Source organism: Heliomicrobium modesticaldum Ice1, from assembly GCF_000019165.1.
In the GTDB taxonomy this organism is placed as follows: Bacteria; Bacillota; Desulfitobacteriia; order Heliobacteriales; family Heliobacteriaceae; genus Heliomicrobium; species Heliomicrobium modesticaldum.
Window position 1 is genome coordinate 1,718,555 of sequence record NC_010337.2, and the last position, 19,031, is coordinate 1,737,585.

General features: G+C 58.5%; 20 protein-coding genes and 1 riboswitch. All 20 genes read left to right on the top strand.

Annotation, left to right across the window (positions count from 1 at the left end; genetic code table 11):
- Nucleotides 1-2 precede the first annotated feature (2 nt).
- The gene (locus tag HM1_RS07695) at nucleotides 3-353 is read left to right on the top strand and encodes a type II toxin-antitoxin system PemK/MazF family toxin (RefSeq protein ID WP_012282784.1); all 351 of its coding nucleotides are present in this window, start codon (nucleotides 3-5) and stop codon (nucleotides 351-353) included.
- A gap of 74 nt (nucleotides 354-427) precedes the next feature.
- On the top strand, nucleotides 428-1,165 hold the full coding sequence (locus HM1_RS07700) for a gamma-glutamyl-gamma-aminobutyrate hydrolase family protein (RefSeq protein WP_012282785.1): 738 nt from the start codon (nucleotides 428-430) through the stop codon (nucleotides 1,163-1,165).
- Nucleotides 1,165-2,325, top strand: coding sequence for an HD-GYP domain-containing protein (locus tag HM1_RS14620; protein WP_012282786.1), 1,161 nt, complete (start codon nucleotides 1,165-1,167; stop codon nucleotides 2,323-2,325). Before HM1_RS07700 ends, HM1_RS14620 begins: the two co-directional genes overlap by 1 nt.
- 32 nt (nucleotides 2,326-2,357) lie before the next feature.
- Entirely contained in the window at nucleotides 2,358-3,359 is a 1,002-nt protein-coding gene (locus HM1_RS07710) for an asparaginase (protein WP_012282787.1), read from the top strand.
- Between the two features lie 4 nt (nucleotides 3,360-3,363).
- On the top strand, nucleotides 3,364-4,620 hold the full coding sequence (locus HM1_RS07715; protein WP_012282788.1) for an amidohydrolase: 1,257 nt from the start codon (nucleotides 3,364-3,366) through the stop codon (nucleotides 4,618-4,620).
- Between the two features lie 252 nt (nucleotides 4,621-4,872).
- On the top strand, nucleotides 4,873-5,307 hold the full coding sequence (locus tag HM1_RS07720; RefSeq protein WP_012282789.1) for a response regulator: 435 nt from the start codon (nucleotides 4,873-4,875) through the stop codon (nucleotides 5,305-5,307).
- A gap of 147 nt (nucleotides 5,308-5,454) precedes the next feature.
- Entirely contained in the window at nucleotides 5,455-6,261 is an 807-nt protein-coding gene (locus HM1_RS07725) for a Dam family site-specific DNA-(adenine-N6)-methyltransferase (protein WP_012282790.1), read from the top strand.
- A gap of 170 nt (nucleotides 6,262-6,431) precedes the next feature.
- The gene (tsaE, locus tag HM1_RS07730; RefSeq protein ID WP_012282792.1) at nucleotides 6,432-6,986 is read left to right on the top strand and encodes a tRNA (adenosine(37)-N6)-threonylcarbamoyltransferase complex ATPase subunit type 1 TsaE; all 555 of its coding nucleotides are present in this window, start codon (nucleotides 6,432-6,434) and stop codon (nucleotides 6,984-6,986) included.
- Nucleotides 6,950-7,735 carry a tRNA (adenosine(37)-N6)-threonylcarbamoyltransferase complex dimerization subunit type 1 TsaB gene (tsaB, locus tag HM1_RS07735; protein ID WP_012282793.1) on the top strand — a complete coding sequence of 262 codons (786 nt, stop codon included), beginning with the start codon at nucleotides 6,950-6,952 and terminating at the stop codon, nucleotides 7,733-7,735. The genes tsaE and tsaB overlap by 37 nt, the downstream gene beginning before the upstream one ends.
- Before the next feature lie 2 nt (nucleotides 7,736-7,737).
- On the top strand, nucleotides 7,738-8,277 hold the full coding sequence (gene rimI, locus HM1_RS07740) for a ribosomal protein S18-alanine N-acetyltransferase (RefSeq protein WP_012282794.1): 540 nt from the start codon (nucleotides 7,738-7,740) through the stop codon (nucleotides 8,275-8,277).
- Between the two features lie 77 nt (nucleotides 8,278-8,354).
- Nucleotides 8,355-8,744, top strand: a complete 390-nt coding sequence (locus HM1_RS07745; RefSeq protein WP_012282795.1) for a CBS domain-containing protein — start codon at nucleotides 8,355-8,357, stop codon at nucleotides 8,742-8,744.
- Between the two features lie 109 nt (nucleotides 8,745-8,853).
- Complete coding sequence (locus tag HM1_RS07750; RefSeq protein ID WP_012282796.1) at nucleotides 8,854-9,648, top strand: methyltetrahydrofolate cobalamin methyltransferase; 795 nt, start codon at nucleotides 8,854-8,856, stop codon at nucleotides 9,646-9,648.
- Between the two features lie 129 nt (nucleotides 9,649-9,777).
- A complete protein-coding gene (locus HM1_RS07755) occupies nucleotides 9,778-10,356 on the top strand; it encodes a class I SAM-dependent methyltransferase (RefSeq protein ID WP_012282797.1) in 579 nt (192 codons plus the stop codon).
- Nucleotides 10,357-10,425: 69 nt separating this feature from the next.
- Nucleotides 10,426-10,728, top strand: coding sequence for a hypothetical protein (locus HM1_RS07760; RefSeq protein ID WP_012282798.1), 303 nt, complete (start codon nucleotides 10,426-10,428; stop codon nucleotides 10,726-10,728).
- 13 nt (nucleotides 10,729-10,741) lie between these two features.
- Nucleotides 10,742-11,791, top strand: a complete 1,050-nt coding sequence (gene tsaD, locus HM1_RS07765) for a tRNA (adenosine(37)-N6)-threonylcarbamoyltransferase complex transferase subunit TsaD (RefSeq protein WP_012282799.1) — start codon at nucleotides 10,742-10,744, stop codon at nucleotides 11,789-11,791.
- Nucleotides 11,792-11,867: 76 nt separating this feature from the next.
- Nucleotides 11,868-12,512, top strand: a complete 645-nt coding sequence (locus HM1_RS07770; RefSeq protein ID WP_012282800.1) for a class II aldolase/adducin family protein — start codon at nucleotides 11,868-11,870, stop codon at nucleotides 12,510-12,512.
- A gap of 714 nt (nucleotides 12,513-13,226) precedes the next feature.
- On the top strand, nucleotides 13,227-14,678 hold the full coding sequence (locus HM1_RS07775) for an IS200/IS605 family accessory protein TnpB-related protein (RefSeq protein ID WP_041313570.1): 1,452 nt from the start codon (nucleotides 13,227-13,229) through the stop codon (nucleotides 14,676-14,678).
- A gap of 449 nt (nucleotides 14,679-15,127) precedes the next feature.
- On the top strand, nucleotides 15,128-15,844 hold the full coding sequence (locus tag HM1_RS07780) for a metal-dependent hydrolase (RefSeq protein ID WP_012282803.1): 717 nt from the start codon (nucleotides 15,128-15,130) through the stop codon (nucleotides 15,842-15,844).
- Nucleotides 15,845-16,055: 211 nt separating this feature from the next.
- Nucleotides 16,056-16,161, top strand: a riboswitch (SAM riboswitch).
- Nucleotides 16,162-16,317: 156 nt separating this feature from the next.
- Complete coding sequence (locus tag HM1_RS07785) at nucleotides 16,318-17,451, top strand: trans-sulfuration enzyme family protein (RefSeq protein ID WP_012282805.1); 1,134 nt, start codon at nucleotides 16,318-16,320, stop codon at nucleotides 17,449-17,451.
- A gap of 17 nt (nucleotides 17,452-17,468) precedes the next feature.
- Nucleotides 17,469-18,629, top strand: a complete 1,161-nt coding sequence (locus HM1_RS07790) for a trans-sulfuration enzyme family protein (protein ID WP_012282806.1) — start codon at nucleotides 17,469-17,471, stop codon at nucleotides 18,627-18,629.
- Nucleotides 18,630-19,031 lie beyond the last annotated feature (402 nt).

The window sequence follows — 19,031 nt, forward strand, 5'->3', positions numbered from 1 at the left end:
CTATGGCCATACGCAGAGGAGAAGTTTACTACGCCGAACTGAACCCGGTCGTCGGCTCGGAACAGGGAGGAACCCGCCCCGTTCTGATCATTCAGAACGACATCGGCAACCAATACTCTCCCACCACCATCGTCGCCGCCATCACCTCCCAGATCAGCAAGGCCAAACTGCCGACCCATGTGGAAGTGCCAGCCCGCCGCAGCGGGCTGGACCGGGATTCGGTCGTCTTGCTGGAGCAGATCCGCACTATCGATAAGACCCGCCTTCGTGAAAAAATCGGCATGCTCGATGACGAAATGATGGATAAGGTCGCTCGGGCGCTGGAGATCAGTCTGGGGCTTGTCGATATCTAAAGGGACCCACAACCCGGGAAATGCCCCCGGGTTTTCTGTTTGCCCCAAAACATGTCCACCGGGAGGGGAAGGCCATGTCCAGACCGCGGGTGCTGCTCACGCCGTCCTTTGAGCGGGGCCGCTTGTCCCTTCGCCGGGAGTATTGCCGGGCCCTCGCCAGCGCCGGCCTCACCGTCTGGCCCGTTCCGCTCGAAGCAGCGGAGGAACCCTGGAACTACCTGGACATGGCCCACGGCATCGTCTTCTCCGGCGGCGGCGATATCGACCCGGCGCGCTACGGCCAGCAGCCCCATGCCGCCCTGGGAGAGGTCGACCCGGAGCGGGATGCCCTGGAATTGACCCTCATTGCGGAGGCGTTGCGGCGGCAACTGCCTGTCCTGGCCGTCTGCCGGGGGATGCAGGTCCTCAACGTGGCTCTGGGCGGGACGCTCATCCAAGATATCCCTCGCCAGCGCCCGATCGCCCTGCGCCACCAGCAGAAGGCGCCCCGCTGGCATCCCTCCCACTCGATTGAGGTGACCGGCGGCAGCCGGCTGCGGGAGATCTACCCCACCGGATACGGCCGGGTCAACAGCTTTCACCACCAGTCTGTCGACCGCGTCGGTCGGGAACTGCGGCCTGTCGCCGTCGCTCCGGACGGGATCATCGAAGCCCTCGAAGGGATCGGGCCCGGCTTCATCGTGGCGGTGCAGTGGCACCCGGAAGATTTGTGTCACTCTGAACTCGAGTCGAGAGGATTGTTTCGCCTCTTTGCCGAAGCTTGTAGGGGGGATATGGCAAAAAGGGGAGAATCCGTTGGGGGTGGGGGTTGATGAGCCGGATCAACATCGACGCTGTCCAAAAGGGATTGATTTTGGACGAGCCCATCTACACGAAGACAGGGGCCCTGCTCTTGCCTCGGGGCACCGTCTTAGATGAACGACGCATCCACTTTTTGAAAAACCTCGGCGTAGAATGGGTGGAGGTCACTTCAAAGTTCGCCCGTAAGAGCGCCAAAAGCGCTTCGGGGCGATTGACCCGAATGATAGCAGGCGCAGGAGAGCATGAGAGTGCCCCCGACAGGGCAGGCGCTGTTCAAGACCGGGAGCCGCCGGAGGAACAGGCCTTTTATGAGCTGTTGCGAGAGGATCTTCTGCTGCAAGTGAACAGCGCCGTCGTCCACTACTCCCAGCAGGGGAGCCATGACCAGGAAATCGGCGATTTGTTGGCCCTGTTCGGTGGTCTGCTCCGTGAACGCAACCGAGTCAACCACCTGTTGGAAGTGAAGTCGACGGACGCTTTTACCTTTAAGCACGCCGTCAACGTGGCCGTTTTGGCGGTGCTGACGGGGCTGACGATGCGCCTGTCCGAAGAAAGCCTGCGCCTGGTCGCACTGGGTGGTCTTTTGCACGATGTCGGCAAGAAAAAAGTGCCGCCGGAGGTCCTCTTCGCCGAAGGGGCGCTGAGCCCCGAGAGCCGCCGCCGAATCGAGGAGCATACGGAGCATGGCTATGACACCCTCGTCCGGGATACAGCGCTGCCGGAGGAGATCGCCCTCATAGCACTGCAGCACCACGAGCGGCTGAACGGCTCCGGCTATCCCCGCCGATTGCAGGGGAAGCAGATCCACCTCTTCAGCCAGTTGGTGGGTGTGGCCGATGTCTTTGAGGCGATGACGTCGACGCGCAACCACCGTCCGGGTTACAACCCGGTCGAGATCATCGAGTATCTGATGGGTGCCAGCGGCACCCTTTTTCCGGAACGGATCGTCAAGGCGCTGCTGGACAGCATCACCATCTACCGCATCGGCTCGGCCGTCCAACTGAGCAACGGCGAAATCGGCATCGTCGTCAAAGCGAACCCGAAACTGCCCTCGCGTCCTGTCGTGCGCATCGTCTTTGATGAACGGCGCATGCCGATGCGGAATGGGCACACCGTCGATCTGTCCCAACCTGCCCATACGACCCTCTGCATCGTCCGTTCTTACGGTTGACATGTGAATATACAACGAAGGAGAGAGTCAGCATGTCCGCAGTACTTGTCGAAGTTGTCCGTGGCGCCATGGTGGAAAACCGTCACCGGGGCGCGATTGTCGTTGTCGACGGAGAGGGGCGCCGCGTCGCCTCCGTGGGCGAACCGTCCGTCACCTATATGCGTTCCTCGTCCAAACCGCTGATGACCCTGCCCCTCGTTGAACAGGGGGGGCTGGAACAGTTCGGTCTCGGCGATGAACACCTGGCCATCTTCGCCAGCTCCCATGCCGGTGAGGAGGAGCACCGCCGCGTCGTCTTAGAATCGCTGCAGAGGATCGGCCTCGCTGAAACGGCGCTGGCCTGCGGTACCCACACCCCCTTTGACCGCAAAACAGCTGACGCCTTGCGGGCGGCCGGGCAGAAGCCGACTGTGCTTCATTGTAACTGTTCGGGCAAGCACACAGGGGTCCTCGCCTACGCCTTGTTCAAGGGATATCCCATCGACAATTACTGCGACCCGAAGCATCCCGCCGAGGTGGAGATCCTGACCGCTGTAGCCGATATGGCCGGTGTGAAACCGGAGGATGTGGTCATCGGCGTCGACGGCTGCAGCATCCCTGTCTATGGCATGCCGTTGGAGAACATCGCCCTTTCCTTTGCTCGGTTGGGCCTGGCGAACTACGGAACGGCGGAACGGCGAAAGGCCTGCGCCCGCATCTGCCGGGCCATGATCGCTCACCCCTTCCTGATCTCCGGGACAGGGCGGCTCGACACAGACTTGATGACAGTGACAAAGGGGGCCGTCGTCGCCAAGATCGGCGCTGACGGCGTCTATGCCCTGGCTGTGCCCGAGAAGGGCTGGGGCCTGGCGGCGAAGGTTGAAGACGGCAACATGAAGGTCCTTGGGCCGATCATCCTGGAGGCCTTGAGCCAACTGGGCCTCTTGTCGGCAGAGCAGCGCAAGGCCTTGGCTGCCCATGACCGCTATGCTGTGAAAAACAACGTCAAAGAGGTCGTCGGCGAAACGCGCGCGGCCTTTACACTGGAAGGGTAACACCATGGCGACAGTGATTCGTGGCGGACATGTGATCACACTGGCCGGGAAGAATTATTTCCCCGGCTTTGTCGCTTTCGACGATGAGGGGACGATCATCGCTGTGGGGCCTGACGGGGGTGAACAAGATGTCGTCGGCCCTGGCGGTATCGGCCCCGATGTTGTTGGACCCGACGCTGGAGGGCGCCAGGTCGTGCCGGAGGGACCTGTCCGCTCTCAGCCCGTTGTGGTGATTGACGCTAGGGGTAAACTGATCCTGCCCGGTTTCATCGACGCCCACTGCCATCTCGGCATCGTCGAAGAGGGGGCGCCCATCGAAGGTGACGATCTGAACGAAACGTCGGATCCGCTGACGCCCCACCTGCAGGCGTTAGACGGCATCAACCTGGCCGATCCTGCCTTTGCCGACGCCCTGCGGGGCGGCGTGACGACTGTCTGTGTGTTGCCGGGCAGCGCCAATATTGTCGGTGGACAGGCTGTGATCATGAAGACGGCTGGCCCCCTCGCCGAACGGGTTGTCCGCAACAACGCCGCCGTCAAGGCCGCCCTCGGGGAAAACCCGAAGCGCGTCTACAAGGAGCGGAAGAAGGCGCCCATCACCCGCATGGCCTCGGCGGCGCTCTTGCGGGAGGCGCTGGCCCGGGCGCGCGAGTATGGGCGCAGGCGGTCGGAGACGGCAGGCGAGCCGTCCAAAGCGCCGGAAATCGATTTGCGCTGGGAGGCGCTGCAACCGCTGCTTGTGCGGCAGGTCCCCTTGCGCCTGCACGCCCACCGGGCAGATGACCTGCTCACCGGTTTGCGCATCATTCGGGAGTATGGCTTGCAGGCGGTGCTGGAGCACTGCACCGAGGGCCACCTGATCGCCGACGAATTGGCCCAGGCTGGTGTCCCCGCCGTCGTCGGCCCATCCCTCGTCAACCGGGCCAAGGTGGAGATGCGGGAGATCACAGCGGCCACGGCAGGCATCCTCCATGCCGCCGGCGTCCTGGTGGCGCTGATGACCGATCATCCCGTCATCCCCATCCAGTACCTGCCCCTCTGCGCCGGGTTGGCTGTCCGTCACGGCATGGACGAGGAGACGGCACTGCGCGCCATCAGCCTCCATGCCGCCCGCATTCTCGGATTGGAAGCATCCGTCGGCAGCCTGGAAGCGGGCAAAGCGGCCGACGTGGTCCTCTGGGACGGTCATCCCTTCGATGTACGCAGCACTGTCAGCCAGGTCTGGATCAAAGGGAGGGTGGTGTATTCGGCCCCAAAATAGATACAAGAGGCAAGAGAAGCTTGCCTCAGATTGGGATTCGATCCAAAAGAGTCGAAAAAGGGCCGAAATAGCAGAAGGCTCGGCTGAAACGGTGCAACAAGGACGATGTGAAACAAAAAAGTTCAGGAAAATCGTCTCTTTTTTCCGGCGGAATTTCAAAATTCGGCAGGAATTTGCGGAAGCAAGGAGAATTGGTAAATACATGATGATCTGTAAATTGATTGTCGGATTTTGTCGAGAGGTGAGGCAGCAATGGAAGCCGGAAAAAGAATTCTTGTTGTTGATGATCAAGCCGGTGTCCGTTCGCTGTTGCGGATCATCCTCCAAGACGCCGGATATCACGTTTACACCGCCGCCAACGGCATCGAAGCGGTTCGCAAAGCGGGAGAGTGCAACATCCCTTTTGTCTTGATGGATGTGCGCATGCCTGGACTGGATGGCGTTCAGGCCATGTTGCAGATGATGAAGCAGAATCCTTATATCAAGGTTGTGCTGATGACCGCATTTTCCGATGAAAGCCTCATTCAGCAGGCGTTACAGGATGGCGCCATCGGCTATCTGATTAAGCCCTTCGATGTGTACCAATTGCGTGAAGAGATCGACCGCATGTGGAATGCCACCATCGGCAATGGTTGGCTGGTCTGCGCCGATGAGGCAGAGAGCCGGAAGATCGGCACGTCAACGTAACGCAAAGGTCCCCCTCTCTTTTCCTGACGGGAAGCTCCCTTTTTTCGGGGGCTTTTTTTGCGTTTATCTGTTCACCATCACAGAAGATGGAGGAGATAGAGGCGACAGGGACGAACTGAAAGGTATCCGCAAAGGGAGTGCATGCAGATGCGACAGCGACCTTTTTTGAAATGGGCAGGCAACAAGTACCGGATCATCCACCGCATCCGGGCCGTTCTCCCTGCAGGCAACCGGCTGATTGAACCCTTCGTCGGCTCCGCCGCCGTCTTCTTGAACACCAGTTTCAAGGAAAATCTGCTCGCTGACTGCAACGGCGATCTGATCCGCCTCTACCAGACGGTAAAAACAGGCGGCGAAGATTTCATTGCCTACTGCCGTTCCTTTTTCACGGAGGAGAACAATCGACCGGAACGGTACTATGCGCTTCGGGAGATTTTCAACACTACCGATGACGGGGATCTCAAATCGGCCCTTTTCATTTATCTGAATCGACACAGTTACAACGGTCTGTGCCGATATAACGCCAGCGGCAAGTTCAACGCGCCGGCGGGGCGGTACAAAAAGCCCTATTTTCCCGAGCGGGAGCTGCGGTTTTTTATGGCGAAAGCCCGCGACGCTGTGTTTCTTTGCCAGGACTTCACTCAAACGATGGGAGAGGCCCGTCCTGGCGATGTGGTCTATTGCGACCCGCCCTATGTGCCGCTTTCTCGGACCTCGAATTTCACAGGCTACAGCGCCGGTGGTTTCGGCGAAGCGGAGCAGTGGAAACTGGCCGAATTGGCGCGCCAGTTGGCCGATCGGGGTGTTTCGGTGCTTATCTCCAATCACGATACCGATTTTACGCAAAAGGCCTACGATGCAGCCCGGATCGAGCGCTTCCCTGTGCAGCGGTTTGTCAGTTGCGACGGCGCCAACCGGGGGAAGGCAGGGGAACTGCTGGCGCTGTTTGGTTGAGATTTTTTTTGCAGATAAAGGGCAACAGAATAGGGAGAAAGAGGGCTGTCGGCGCCGATGAAGGGGAATACTGGTACAGACGATAGGCACGTTGCTTGAAGGCGCCTTGGAAAAGGCACCGTTAAAACGCTTTTGGATAGTTTTGGATAGATTGCGAGGGAAGCACCGCATTGACGGAACAACGATGGCAGATATTCCTGCCCGATGAGTCGGCCACAGAGGAACTGGGAAGGTGGCTGGCTGAACGGGTTCGGCCGGGAGATATCCTGTTGCTCTACGGCGACCTGGGCGCCGGCAAGACGACGCTCGTTCGCGGACTTGCCCGCCGTCTCGGTTATGCGGGGCGGGTGACGAGTCCAACATTTACCCTTGTTCACGAATACGAGGGAGACCTTCCCATCTACCATTTTGATCTCTACCGGCTGGACGAGCCCGATCAGGTCTGGGAGATCGGTTGGGCCGATTACCTGCGCGGCGAGGGCGTCCTTTGTATCGAATGGCCGGAACGTCTCGGCGGCCTGATGCCCGACGAGGCGCTGACAATCCGACTCTCCCATCCGGGTGAGGAAGGGGGAACAGTCGGGGTGAGGGTGAACGAAGTTGAGGGCGCTGTCGCCGCAGGGCGGATCGTCGAACTGGCCGGCTTTGGAGAACGGCCGGAGGCATTGGTGAAGGAGTGGAGGAAGACGTGTTCGTCCTTGGGATCGATTGTTCCACCTCTGTGACGGCGCTGGCAGTCGTCGACGATGCGCAGGTGGTGGCGGAAACCTTTTTACATAATGACCGGCCTCATTCGAAGCGGCTGTTGCCTGCTATCGAACAGCTGCTTGCCCTGGCGGAGTTGTCGCTGTCTGACATGGCCGGGTTGGCCGTCGCCATCGGTCCCGGCTCCTTTACGGGCCTTCGCATCGGCCTGGCGACGGTGAAGGGGATGGCCCACCCGCTGAGCCTGCCCGTCGTCGGCGTGCCGACGCTGGAGGCGCTGGCCTGGAATGGTTGGCCCTTTCGGGGATACATCTGTCCGATCCTCGATGCCCGCAAGAACGAGGTCTACACCAGTCTCTACCGAGGTGAGACAGGGGGCCTGAAGAAGGTGGGCGAAGAACAGGCTGTGGCGCCGCAGGAGCTTTTAGAACAGTTGCGAGCGGCCTTGCCGGTGACGCCGGAATCAGCCCAAAGGCAGTCATCGCCGACAACGGCAGGTCAGATCCTCTTCTTAGGCGACGCCGTTCCCGTCTACCGGGAACGGCTTCAAGAAGCCCTCGGTGAGAGCGCCCTCTTCGCCCCCGCCGAAACCTGCTACCCCCGCGGCAGCCAGGTGGCCCGCCTTGGCTGGCGGCGCCTGCGACAGGGCGATGTTGACGACCTGCACAAGCTGACCCCCAGGTATATCCGCCCGTCGGAGGCGGAGGTCAACTGGGCGAAAAAGCATGGCACGCATAGGGATGCTTGCCGCCTTGCGCCGGAGGGATAGACATGGGAAAGGAAGATGTCAACTATTACTTCCGGCCTATGACGGTCAAGGATGTGGACGAGGTCCTGGCGATCGAACAGGTCTCTTTCCCGACGCCGTGGAGCCGCAGCGCTTTTGTGACCGAACTGACGGAGAGCCGCCTCTCCCATTACTGGGTCTGTGTCGAAGGGGCCGAAAAGGATGGGCGCCTTAACCCTTTCCCTGTTGAGCCGACGGAGCGGGTGATCGGCTATGTCGGCGTCTGGATCATCCTTGATGAGGTGCACATCACCACCATCGCCATCCACCCGGAACGGCGCGGAGAAGGACTCGGCGAGGCGCTGCTGGAGTATATCTTTTTTGAAACGGCCCAACTCGGCGGGGAGCGGATCACCCTGGAGGTCCGTCCCTCCAATACGAAGGCGCTGGCGCTCTACCGCAAGCGGGGCTTTCAAGAGGTGGGCCGCCGGCGTGGCTATTACACCGATACGGGGGAAGACGCCATTATCATGTGGCGTGAGCTGGACATCCCCAAAAACCGCTTCCGGAACGGGGAGGGATAAGGAGGATTTCCTCCACCTTTGCCGAAATGGATCACCACCCGGTCTTTCAAAACATTCGGAAAGGCAGGTTGGCCGCTATGATCGTTCGGGACAAGATGGTCACCCCGGTCATCACGACCGGCATATTCACACCGATCCGGGACGCCTTGCGGATGATGACGGAGAAAAACATCCGGCGTTTGCCGGTCATCGATGACAAGGAACGCCTCGTCGGCATCGTCGCTTTTCATGACATCGACAAAGCCATGCGTTCCCCCGGCGTGATCCCTTTGACGCCGGTGGAATGGGTGATGACCAAAAACCCTGTCTATGTGGAGGCCACGATGCCCCTGGCCGACAGCGTCCGCATGATGCGGCGCTACAAGGTCAGTTGCCTGCCTGTCGTCGCCGGGGAGAAGGTGGTCGGCATCCTCTCCGTCAGCGACATCCTCCAGCTGTGCGCCGACCTGCTTGAAGCCGGCCAGTAACAGATAACGGACACACCCTGCCGCGGGCAGGGTTTTTTGGTTTCGCCTCCGCAGAGAACCCCCTGATTCGCGGCGGCGCAGCTGCACCTAGTGGAGAAGGGATGATAAGATGCTGATCGTGGGGGAAAAGATCAACACAGCGCGCCCCGGTATCGAAGGCGCCGTCATATCGAGAAAGGCGACCTTCATTCAGGATCTGGCGCTGCGGCAGAAGCTCTGCGGCGCTGATGTGCTCGATCTGAACTGCACCACCCTGCGCCATCGCGAGCCTGACGCCTTGCGATGGCTCGTCGAGACGGTGCAAACGGTCGTCAACGAGCCTGTCTGCCTGGACAGCCCTAACCCGCTCGCCCTGGAAGCCGCCTTGCAGGTTCACAAAGGGAGAGCCATCATCAACGCCATATCGGCGGAAGAGAGCCGTTACCAGATGCTGATCCCGCTCGTCAAAGCTTACGACTGCAAGGTGGTGGCCCTCTGTTTCGATGACACGGGCGTGCCGAACACGGTGGAGGAGGAACTGCAGATCGCCCGTTCTCTCGTGGAACGACTCGTCGGCGATGGTGTCGATTTTGAGGACATCTATGTCGACCCATTCATCCGGTCCATCGGGCAGGACGAACACTGGGGCAACTTTGGTCTCGAGATCATCCGCCGCATCCGCGAGGAGTTTCCGAAGGTACACATCCTCTGCGGCATCTCCAACATCTCCTACGGCATGCCGGCGCGGTCGCTCCTCAACCGCACCTTCCTGACGCTGGCCATCTACGCCGGCCTGGACGGCGCGATCCTCGATCCGGAGAACAAGGGGCTGATGGCCTCCCTGCGCAGCACGGAAACGCTTCTGCAAAAGGACCCCGGTTTCCGGCGCTACCTGATGGCTTTCCGGGAAGGGCTGTTGACGTGACCGCTTGCAAGAGCAGGAGGCAGCCTATGCTCAGAATAAAGCCTGAGATAGCCTATGATCAGAATAAGGCCTGAAAAAGGGGTAAAGCCTGAAAAAAGAGCGTAAAATGCCGGCAAAGAGGGTGATTTGATGGGCCATGTCTTTGATAGCAGCGCTTTCGCCAAACTGGATAACCCGCGCCGGCGGGAACTGCTGCCGCCGGAGTCGATCTTGGAAGGCTTGGGTGTTACGGCGGGGTCACGCCTCGCCGACTTCGGCTGCGGAACAGGCTATCTGGCCCTTCCCGCCGCCACAGTCGTTGGGACGGAAGGTCATGTTTTTGCCATGGACCTGCAGGAGCGGATGCTGGTGGAGGCGCGCCGCCGCAGCGAGGCCGCCGGCCTTTGCAACATCGCCTGGATCCTCAACCCGGAGGGGCATATCCCGCTTCCCGGCGCTTTTGTGGATCGGTTGGCCATGGTCGCTGTGTTTCACGAGATCAGGCAACGGGAAGAAGTCCTGGCGGAAGCCTGCCGCGTCCTGCAGCCCCGAGGTCGCATCGGGATCGTCGACTGGACGCCCGGTTTTACCGAGATGGGGCCGCAAGAGGATCACCGCGTTCCCGCTGAGACGGCGGCGGGGCTGTTGGAAGCTGCCGGTTTTTCGCACATCTCCATCGGGGCAGTCAGCGCCGGCTTTTACATCGTCACGGGGGAAAAACCGGCCTGACTGTTGCGTCGATAGGGGTATGGGGTATAATGGTGATAAAGCCATGAGGGAGCACAGGAGGGGAAAAGGTTGCAATGGGTGATTGACGAGGATATCCGCCCAACACTGGCCGAGCGGGGCGACGTCTTTACGGTGGAACTGACGCGGATCTGCGCATCAGGGGGATGTTCCTGCGTGGACATCTACTACCCTGTGCTCCGGCCCGGTTTGCCGGACCAGCCGGAGTATTACCTGACAGGACAGGCGGAGGGGTTTACGATTCATTACCCCCGTGTCCTCCAGTTGATCGACGCCGATCAGCCTGCCCAGGTCAAAAAGGCAGGCCGCTGGTCTAACGGCGAGTTTGATGTGGAAAACGTGCGGGTCTTGTAGAGGAGTAGTCGAGTTGTCGATATTTTCACTGCGCGGACCGGCCCATGCGGCCGGTCGTTTCATCTTGGGGCTGGAGACGAGTTGTGACGAGACATCGGCGGCGGTGCTTCAGGACGGTCGCGTCATCCTGTCCAATGTCATCTCCTCTCAGGTGCCGACACACCAGCGCTTTGGCGGTGTCGTCCCTGAGATCGCCTCACGGAAGCACATGGAGAACATCACCGTCGTTGTTGATGAAGCCTTGCGGGAAGCCGGGGTCACCTGGAATGACTTGACAGCTGTCGCCGTTACTGCCGGGCCGGGCCTGGTCGGGGCGCTGCTCGTCGGTGTCGCCTATGCCAAAGGCGTCGCCCTGGCTCGGAGCCTGCCTCTGGTGGGTGTCCATCACATCGAGGGGCATATTTACGCCAACTTTCTGTCAGAACCGAACTTACCTTTTCCCCTGCTCTGCCTTGTTGTTTCGGGGGGACACACCCATCTCGTCGAACTGTCCGGCCACGGCCAGCTCCGCATCTTAGGCGCCACCCGTGATGACGCGGCCGGCGAAGCTTATGACAAGGTGGCCCGGGCCTTGGGGCTCGGTTACCCCGGCGGTCCGCTCGTGGAGAAGCTGGCCCGTGAGGGTGAAGCCGGCGCCTATCCGCTTCCCCGCGCCTTGCAGCAGGAAGACGGCTATGACTTCAGTTTCAGCGGCCTCAAGTCGGCTGTCCTCAACCTGCTCAACCGCGCCAAGCAAAAAGGCGAGACGATCAACAGGGAGAATCTGGCGGCCTCCTTCCAGGAGGCTGTCGTCGACGTGCTGGTCGAAAAAACGCGACGGGCCGCCCGAGAAAGGGACGCATCGACGGTCCTGCTCGCCGGGGGCGTGGCAGCAAACGGATATTTGCGCTTGCGCCTTGCAAAGGCCCTGGCGGCAGAGGGACGACGGCTCGTCGTGCCGCCGGCCATCCTCTGCACCGACAACGCCGCCATGATCGCCTGCGCCGGCTACCACCGGCTGATGGCCGGGGAGACGGCGGCGGCTGACTTAAATGCCCTAGCCGATTGGCCGTTGGGAACGTGACGGGCGCGCAAGCAAAGGCGGGCTGGAAGCTCGGGACGATTAGGGCTTTACCTTGACCGGAAAGGATGCGATCGAGATGGAAAACCTCCGCCACCAGATACTGCATTATGGCCGGCTGATGATCGAGCGCGGTCTCGTCTCCGGAACAGGCGGGAATATCAGTTGCCGTTTGCCGGAGGGGGACCAGATGCTGGTCACACCCAGCCAGATGGCCTACGATCAGTTGACACCAGAGGATCTGGTCATTGTGGACATCCTCAGCGGGGACGTGCTGGAAGGCGCGCGACGCCCGTCCATTGAACAGGGACTGCACCGCGCGATCTACCGAGCCCGTCCCGATGTCAAGGCGATCATCCATACCCACTCCAGACATGCTACTGCAGTCGCATCCACGCGTAAGGACATCCCGCCTTTTCTGGATAACATGGTCGTCAACTTCGGCGGCGGCGTCAGAACGGCGGCGCATGCCCCCATCGGCACGCCTGAGCTGGCCGAATATACGGTGCGCGCCCTGGGCGATGCGCCGGTCGCCTTGTTGGCCAACCATGGGGGGGTCGCCGTTGGGAAGGATCTGGCTCAGGCCTTCTCCCTCGCAGAGTTTTTGGAGGAGTGCGCCATGGTCTATCTTCTCTCCTTCCTGGCCGGCGGTCCCGTCACGCTTGCGCCGGAGGTGGTCGAGCGGGAACGAGCCTGGCTGCAAGGGCGTTACGGCCAAAGGTAAGATTATGTCGAATAGGGTTCGCGAAGCCTGTCATAAGTGAACGAAAATTCCGGGAATACAGTCCCGGAACTTTTTTTGTCAAGGGGCAAACACATCTTCGATTTATCCCCATTGTGGATGAAAAAACTGTGGATAATGGGGATAAGTCTGTTGATTACTTGTTTAACAGGGATTTTTCATGTGGAAATCTCAGACCGGAATAAAAAGGCGGAAATCTGTGGATACAGTGGATAACCACCTAAAAACCTGATAGCATAGGCCTGCGTCTGGGGAAAACATTGTGGATAAGGCAAACCGAGTGAATGAAATGATGGCTCGCGAGTGAATGAAATGATAGCTCGCGAGTGAATGAAATGATAGCTCGCGAGTGAATGAAATGATGGCTCTTTCTTTAATGGAACGATAACTTGCCCGAGGGAGGTTAAACAGCTCTCCTAAAATCGTAACAAAATGGATAGAATCGGAACTTTTTGTTCAGACTATTCGTCTAACTTCGTAAAGAGGATAGCACGGAGGTCTTTATCCATGAATCCATCGGTTTCTATTTCCAAAGCCAGTCTAATGCTCGGCGTTACCCCCCACTGAACTGAATGAAGAAATGGTGCAAGACTTAGTCTCCATCATCACGAGCTTTAGCGTCCGGATCTATGGCGCACGAGGCGGGCGAAAGATCAAACAAACCCTCGATCAATTGCAAAAAGAGGGTGTGCGGGAATGAAAATCACCGCTCGCGGCGAGATTCCGGCCCTCTCCGATGAAGCAAAAATCGCCGTAGACGATTTGATGCGGATCTTTTCATCGGCCATTCGCTACAGCTTTCAACGGATGATCGAAGGCTTGATGAGCGTCGGCGACATCGAAAAGGATGTGGCTTCTCGCTACGGCCTCAACATCCGCCAAGCCAAGGACGCCGTGGAAGACGCCCGCCAAACACTTATTTCCCAACGAAAACTTCTCCCCGAATACGTGAAGAATTATGCCAAAAAAGCCGAAGCCATCGAGAAAAAACTCAAGCATGTGAAGTCCGAAAAAAAACGCAAGGCCCTTCTTTCCAAGCTCGATAAGCGCCAACGAAAACGCGACTACTATCAACAGTTTCTCACCTCGAATACCCTTCCTCCAGTCGTCTTTGGCGGCAAGAAAACCTTCCATCAGGTATGCGCCAAGACCGTTGCGAAGGAAGAGTGGCGGGACAAACGCTCCAACCGCGTCTACGCTCGCGGCGATAAAACCAAGAAGGGCAATCCGAACCTTCGCATCCTTTATCTCGACGAGAAGTTCTTCTTGGAGATCAGCACCCTCGCCAAGACCCCGTCCGGTCGTTCGGTGAAAGTCACCGTTCCCCTTTACATCGCTCAAAAGAAATCGAAAAAGACAGGCATGATCAACGGGCGCAACTACCGCCAGATGCTGATCGACTATCTCCACACGGGCGACGCCTACCAGGTTGAAATCCTTCGGCGAAAGGGCCGCTACTATGTGCATGTGACCTTTGACGAAGCGGCGGTTCGGGCCTACAAGGTCGAATACACCGGGCATGCGGGCCTCGTCGGCATCGATACGAACCCGGACGGTTTTGCCCTCACCCATATCGACCGCACCGGAAACTACCGCCATCACACCGCTATCGCCCGGCATGAACTGACCTATGCCCGATCCAATCGACGAGAAAATCTGATTGGCGAGATGGTCAAGGAAGTCATTCAATACGCGAAGGATCGCCAATGCGGCGTGGCCTTTGAGGACTTGAAGTTCGAACACGACCAAGATAGCCAGCGTAAATTCTCGCGCATCCGGCACAACTTCATCTATCGCCAAATGCTCACGATGCTAGAAAGGACCTGTATCCGAAACGGGATCGAGTATACGAAAGTGAAGCCCGCCTTTACGTCGAAGATCGGCTTGTACAAGTATACCCACCAGTATGGTCTGGACGTTCACCACGGCGCGGCCTTGGTCATTGCCCGAAGGGCCTATGGGATGAAAGAAAAAGTCCCGAGGCTCTTGCGGGAAAAACTCCTTCCGACGAAAAGTCCGTCTACCGAATGGAAACGATGGGCCATGATCCATCAGCGGATCGAAAAGGAAGCGAAATTAAACACGAAAGGAAGTGTAACGCCTGAGTTTTGGCGGTCACAACGGAAAGAGATCCTCGGACTAACCTAGAACTTGTAGCGTAACGTACATAATCGTCTTCGTACACGCGGTGAAAGGCGAAGACGAAGGTGTTTCTTTACGGATGGGGTAACACCCCTCATTGCGGCGGACTCGGATGCCACGGCATTCGAGGCGATAGCAATATCCCGTGATGTACAAGTGATGGCTTGTATCCGAGGGGATCGAATCCTGTGAGATCTCCCGCGCTGGGGTAGTCGCCAGCGTGTCAAAACCAAAGCAAAGTCAGTTTGTTACGGTTTTGGAAACCAGGATTTTTTCTTGGAATTGGCGAATGGAATCCGTTAACATTACATGTCAGTGATGGGATGGACTGCCGAATAAATCATGTTGCTTCCGCCAGAGACAGACAGTCTCCTCAACATGGTGAGGTTGATCAACGACCGGGAGACTTTATCCTCTCGCTGACGACAGCTTACTTTTGAAGGGAGCACAGAACCATGTTGCACGTGACTTTTTTTGGTCATGCCAATTTTTTGCTCGACGACGGGCAGACGAAGGTGTTGATTGACCCCTTCTTCACAGGAAACCCTGTCTGCCCGATCAAGGCTGATGCGGTCAGCGCCGATTACATCCTGGTCAGCCACGGTCACGGCGACCACCTTGGCGACGCGATCGACATCGCCAAAGGCACCGGCGCCACGATCATCAGTTCCTTTGAGCTGGCCAGCTACTGTCAGCGCAAGGGTGTCAAAGCCCACGGCATGGCTATCGGCGGCAAACGAGATTTCCCTTTTGGCCGGGTGCGCTTGACGGCAGCCGTTCACGGCTCGGGGATTATAGAAGGCGACAATTATCTCGACGTGGGCAATCCCTGTGGCTTTCTGGTGAATATGGGTGGTAAATCTGTCTATCATGCCGGTGATACCGGTTTGACTCGAGATATGGAACTCATCAACATGTGCTTCCTGAAAGGGGGACGCCTCGACCTTGCCCTGCTGCCCATTGGCGACAACTTTGGCATGGGACCGGAAGACGCCCTCTACGCCACCAAGATGCTCCATCCGCGCATGATTGTGCCGATGCACTACAATACCTTCCCGGTCATCGAGCAAGATGTCGCGGCGTTCAAACGGGTAGTGACGGAACTGACCGATTCAGAATGCCATGTCCTGGCGCCGGGCGATACGTTGACCTTGAACGGCCACGGACGGTAAGGTTCGCCTCTGTTTGCGCGCCATAGGCGCAAGCGAACGCCAATGCCTCTTCCCTCGACCCTTTCGAAAATGTCAAAAACCAAAAGCCAGATCAAAGCCGTAAAGCTGGCGAAAAATCGAAGCGTGACAAGAGATAACTCTTGACGACTACTGCCAGTTGCGGGTAATGTTTAGTCAATCCGGTTTGTGCTGGAAAAAGTTGAATAAGACGCTCTTATCAAGAGTTGGTGGAGGGACTGGCCCGATGAAGCCCGGCAACCAGCAGGTTTTTCCTGCATGGTGCCAATTCCTGCAGGGGAAACCCTGAAAGATAAGACTTGCCGCGTGGCTGTTGACGGTCTTCTCTTTCAGAGGAGGCCGTTATTGTTTTTCGCGCATAGGGCAAGTCGGAAGCGATGAGTGCAAAATGCAGAAAGCAAAAAAGGAAATCGTAAAAAACACATGATCAGGATGAGAAAGGAGAGGGAATGGCCATGCACATCGATTCACTGTTGGCCCAGGGGGGCAACGGCAAAGACGCGGGCACAGGCGCCGTCAGTTTTCCTATCTACCAGTCGGCCACCTTCCGTCACCCGGCTTTGGGAGAAAGCACCGGATTTGATTACAGCCGATCGGGGAACCCCACCCGCCAGGTGCTGGAAGAACTGATCGCCAAACTGGAGGGCGGGCGACGCGGGCTGGCCTTCTCTTCCGGATTGGCGGCTATTACAGCGGTCATCTCACTCTTCGGTCCTGGCGATCACTTGATCCTCTGCGAAGACCTCTATGGGGGGACATACCGGCTGCTGGAACAGGTCTTTCGTCCCTGGGGGCTGACGGCGGATTATGTAAATACGAGCGACCCAGAACAGGTAAATGCCGCCGTCACCTCCCGGACGAAGGCCATCTTTATCGAGACGCCCACCAACCCAACGATGAAGATCACAGACCTACGCGAAATCCGGCGGATCTGTGACGACGGGGGCCTCCTGCTGATCGTTGACAACACCTTCATAAGTCCTTATCTGCAACGTCCCATCGAATGTGGCGCCGATATCGTCATCCACAGCGGCACCAAATACCTGGGCGGTCACAACGATGTGGTGGCTGGGCTGGCCGTTGCCGCCCGGGAGGACCTCGGCGACAAGCTGGCCTTCTATCAAAACGCCTCCGGCGCCGTCCTCGGCCCTTTTGATTCGTGGCTGCTCGTGCGCGGTATGAAGACCTTGGGGCTGCGCCTGGATCGGGCGCAGGAGAACGCGAGCGCTATCGCCCGTTGGTTGGCGTCACACCCCGCTGTCGATCAGGTTTACTATATCGGCCTCGATAACCACCCAGGCAGGGAGGTTCATTTTCAGCAGGCCAGCGGGCCCGGGGGCATGATCTCTTTTACCCTGCATGACGCCGGAAAAGTCCCGGAGGTGTTGTCACGGATTCAATTGATCTCTTTTGCCGAAAGCCTGGGGGGCGTCGAGTCGCTGCTCACCTTTCCGGCCCGCCAGACCCACGGCGATATCCCCGAGGACATCCGCCGGCGCTGCGGCGTCACCGACTGTCTGCTCCGGTTGTCCGTCGGGATCGAAAACGTCCACGATTTGATCGACGATTTGGCCCAGGCCTTGGCCTAAAAGGAGCGAACTGAAGGATGAGTCAGGAAAGGAAACCCCAACTCTCCACCCTTGTCGTCCATGCCGGAACGGATCGGGGGCAATGGACCGGCGCAGCCTCAGTGCCGATATATATGGCTTCCACCTTCCATCAACGGGATATCGACGAGGGTCAGGTCTATGATTACTCCCGCTCAGGCAATCCGACCCGCCATGCTGCGGAAGAGGCGATCGCCTGCTTGGAAGGCGGAACGCGCGGTTTTGCTTTCGCTTCGGGGATGGCCGCTATGTCGACCTGCCTGGCCTTGTTCAGCGCAGGCGATCACCTGATCGTCGCGCAGGACATCTACGGTGGAACCTACCGCATCCTCGACAAGGTGTGGACCCGCTTCGGCGTGGAGACCACCTTCGTCGACACGACCGATCTGGAGGCGGTGATAGCGGCGGTCCGGCCGAACACGCGGGGGTTGATCCTGGAGAGCCCCTCCAACCCGACCTTGGCTGTCACCGATCTGGCCGGATGCGCCGCCCTGGCCCGGGAGCGGGGCTGGTTGACTATCGCCGACAACACCTTTATGTCGCCTTGCCTCCAAAAGCCTCTGGAGTTGGGGATCGACATCGTCGTGCACAGCGCCACCAAGTTCCTCGCCGGACACAGCGATCTGATCTCCGGTTGTGTCGTCGTCGGCGATGAAGAACTGGGCAAACGGATCGGCTTTTTGCAGAACGCTTTCGGCAACATCCTCAGCCCCCATGACAGTTGGCTCTTGTTGCGGGGCATGAAGACCCTGGCCGTTCGCATGGCCGCCTCCCAACAGGGCGCCCGCCAACTGGCCGCTTTTTTGAACAACCACCCGAAGGTGAGCCGTGTCTATTACCCCGGACTGGACAACCATCCCGGCTATGGGATTCACAACCGGCAGGCGAGCGGCCCCGGCGCTGTCCTCTCCTTTGATCTTGGCTCTAGAGCCGCCGTAAAACAGTTCTTTTCGCGAGTCAAACTGCCTATCGTCGCCGTTAGCTTGGGCGGGGTGGAAAGCATCCTCTCCTATCCGACCACCATGTCTCATGCAGCCATGGAACCGGAGGAACGGATTCGCCGGGGGATTGGCCCCGGTCTGATCCGGCTTTCCGTCGGTCTGGAGGATCCCGACGACCTGCAGGCTGATCTGGCGGAGGCGCTGGACGGGCTGGAATAAGAGCAAGAAAAAATCTAAGGTACATACAAAAATGGTGATTGACAGATGTCCCGCCAGCCTTTAATATCATAAATGTAAATCGAAAAACTCGGGATTAACCAAACGCTAACCGGATAGACCGGAGGCCGAGGCGCTTCGATTCAATCGTGGAATCGAAACCCTTGGCCTCTTTTTGTCTTGGTAAGGGGGAGTGGTATGGACTGTATCTTGATTACCCGGGCAGCTATAGCGAGGCGGTACATGCCGGTCGGGGCAACGGATGAAGGAGCTTTCAAAAACCTACGGAAATATAGGTATATCCATAATCGGTGTATCCTTCACAGGTGTTTTGTTAAGCGGTGCGAGGCGTCGCGCCGGACATGCGGTTAGCGATGTGAATGAATGAGACAGAAGAATTTGAGG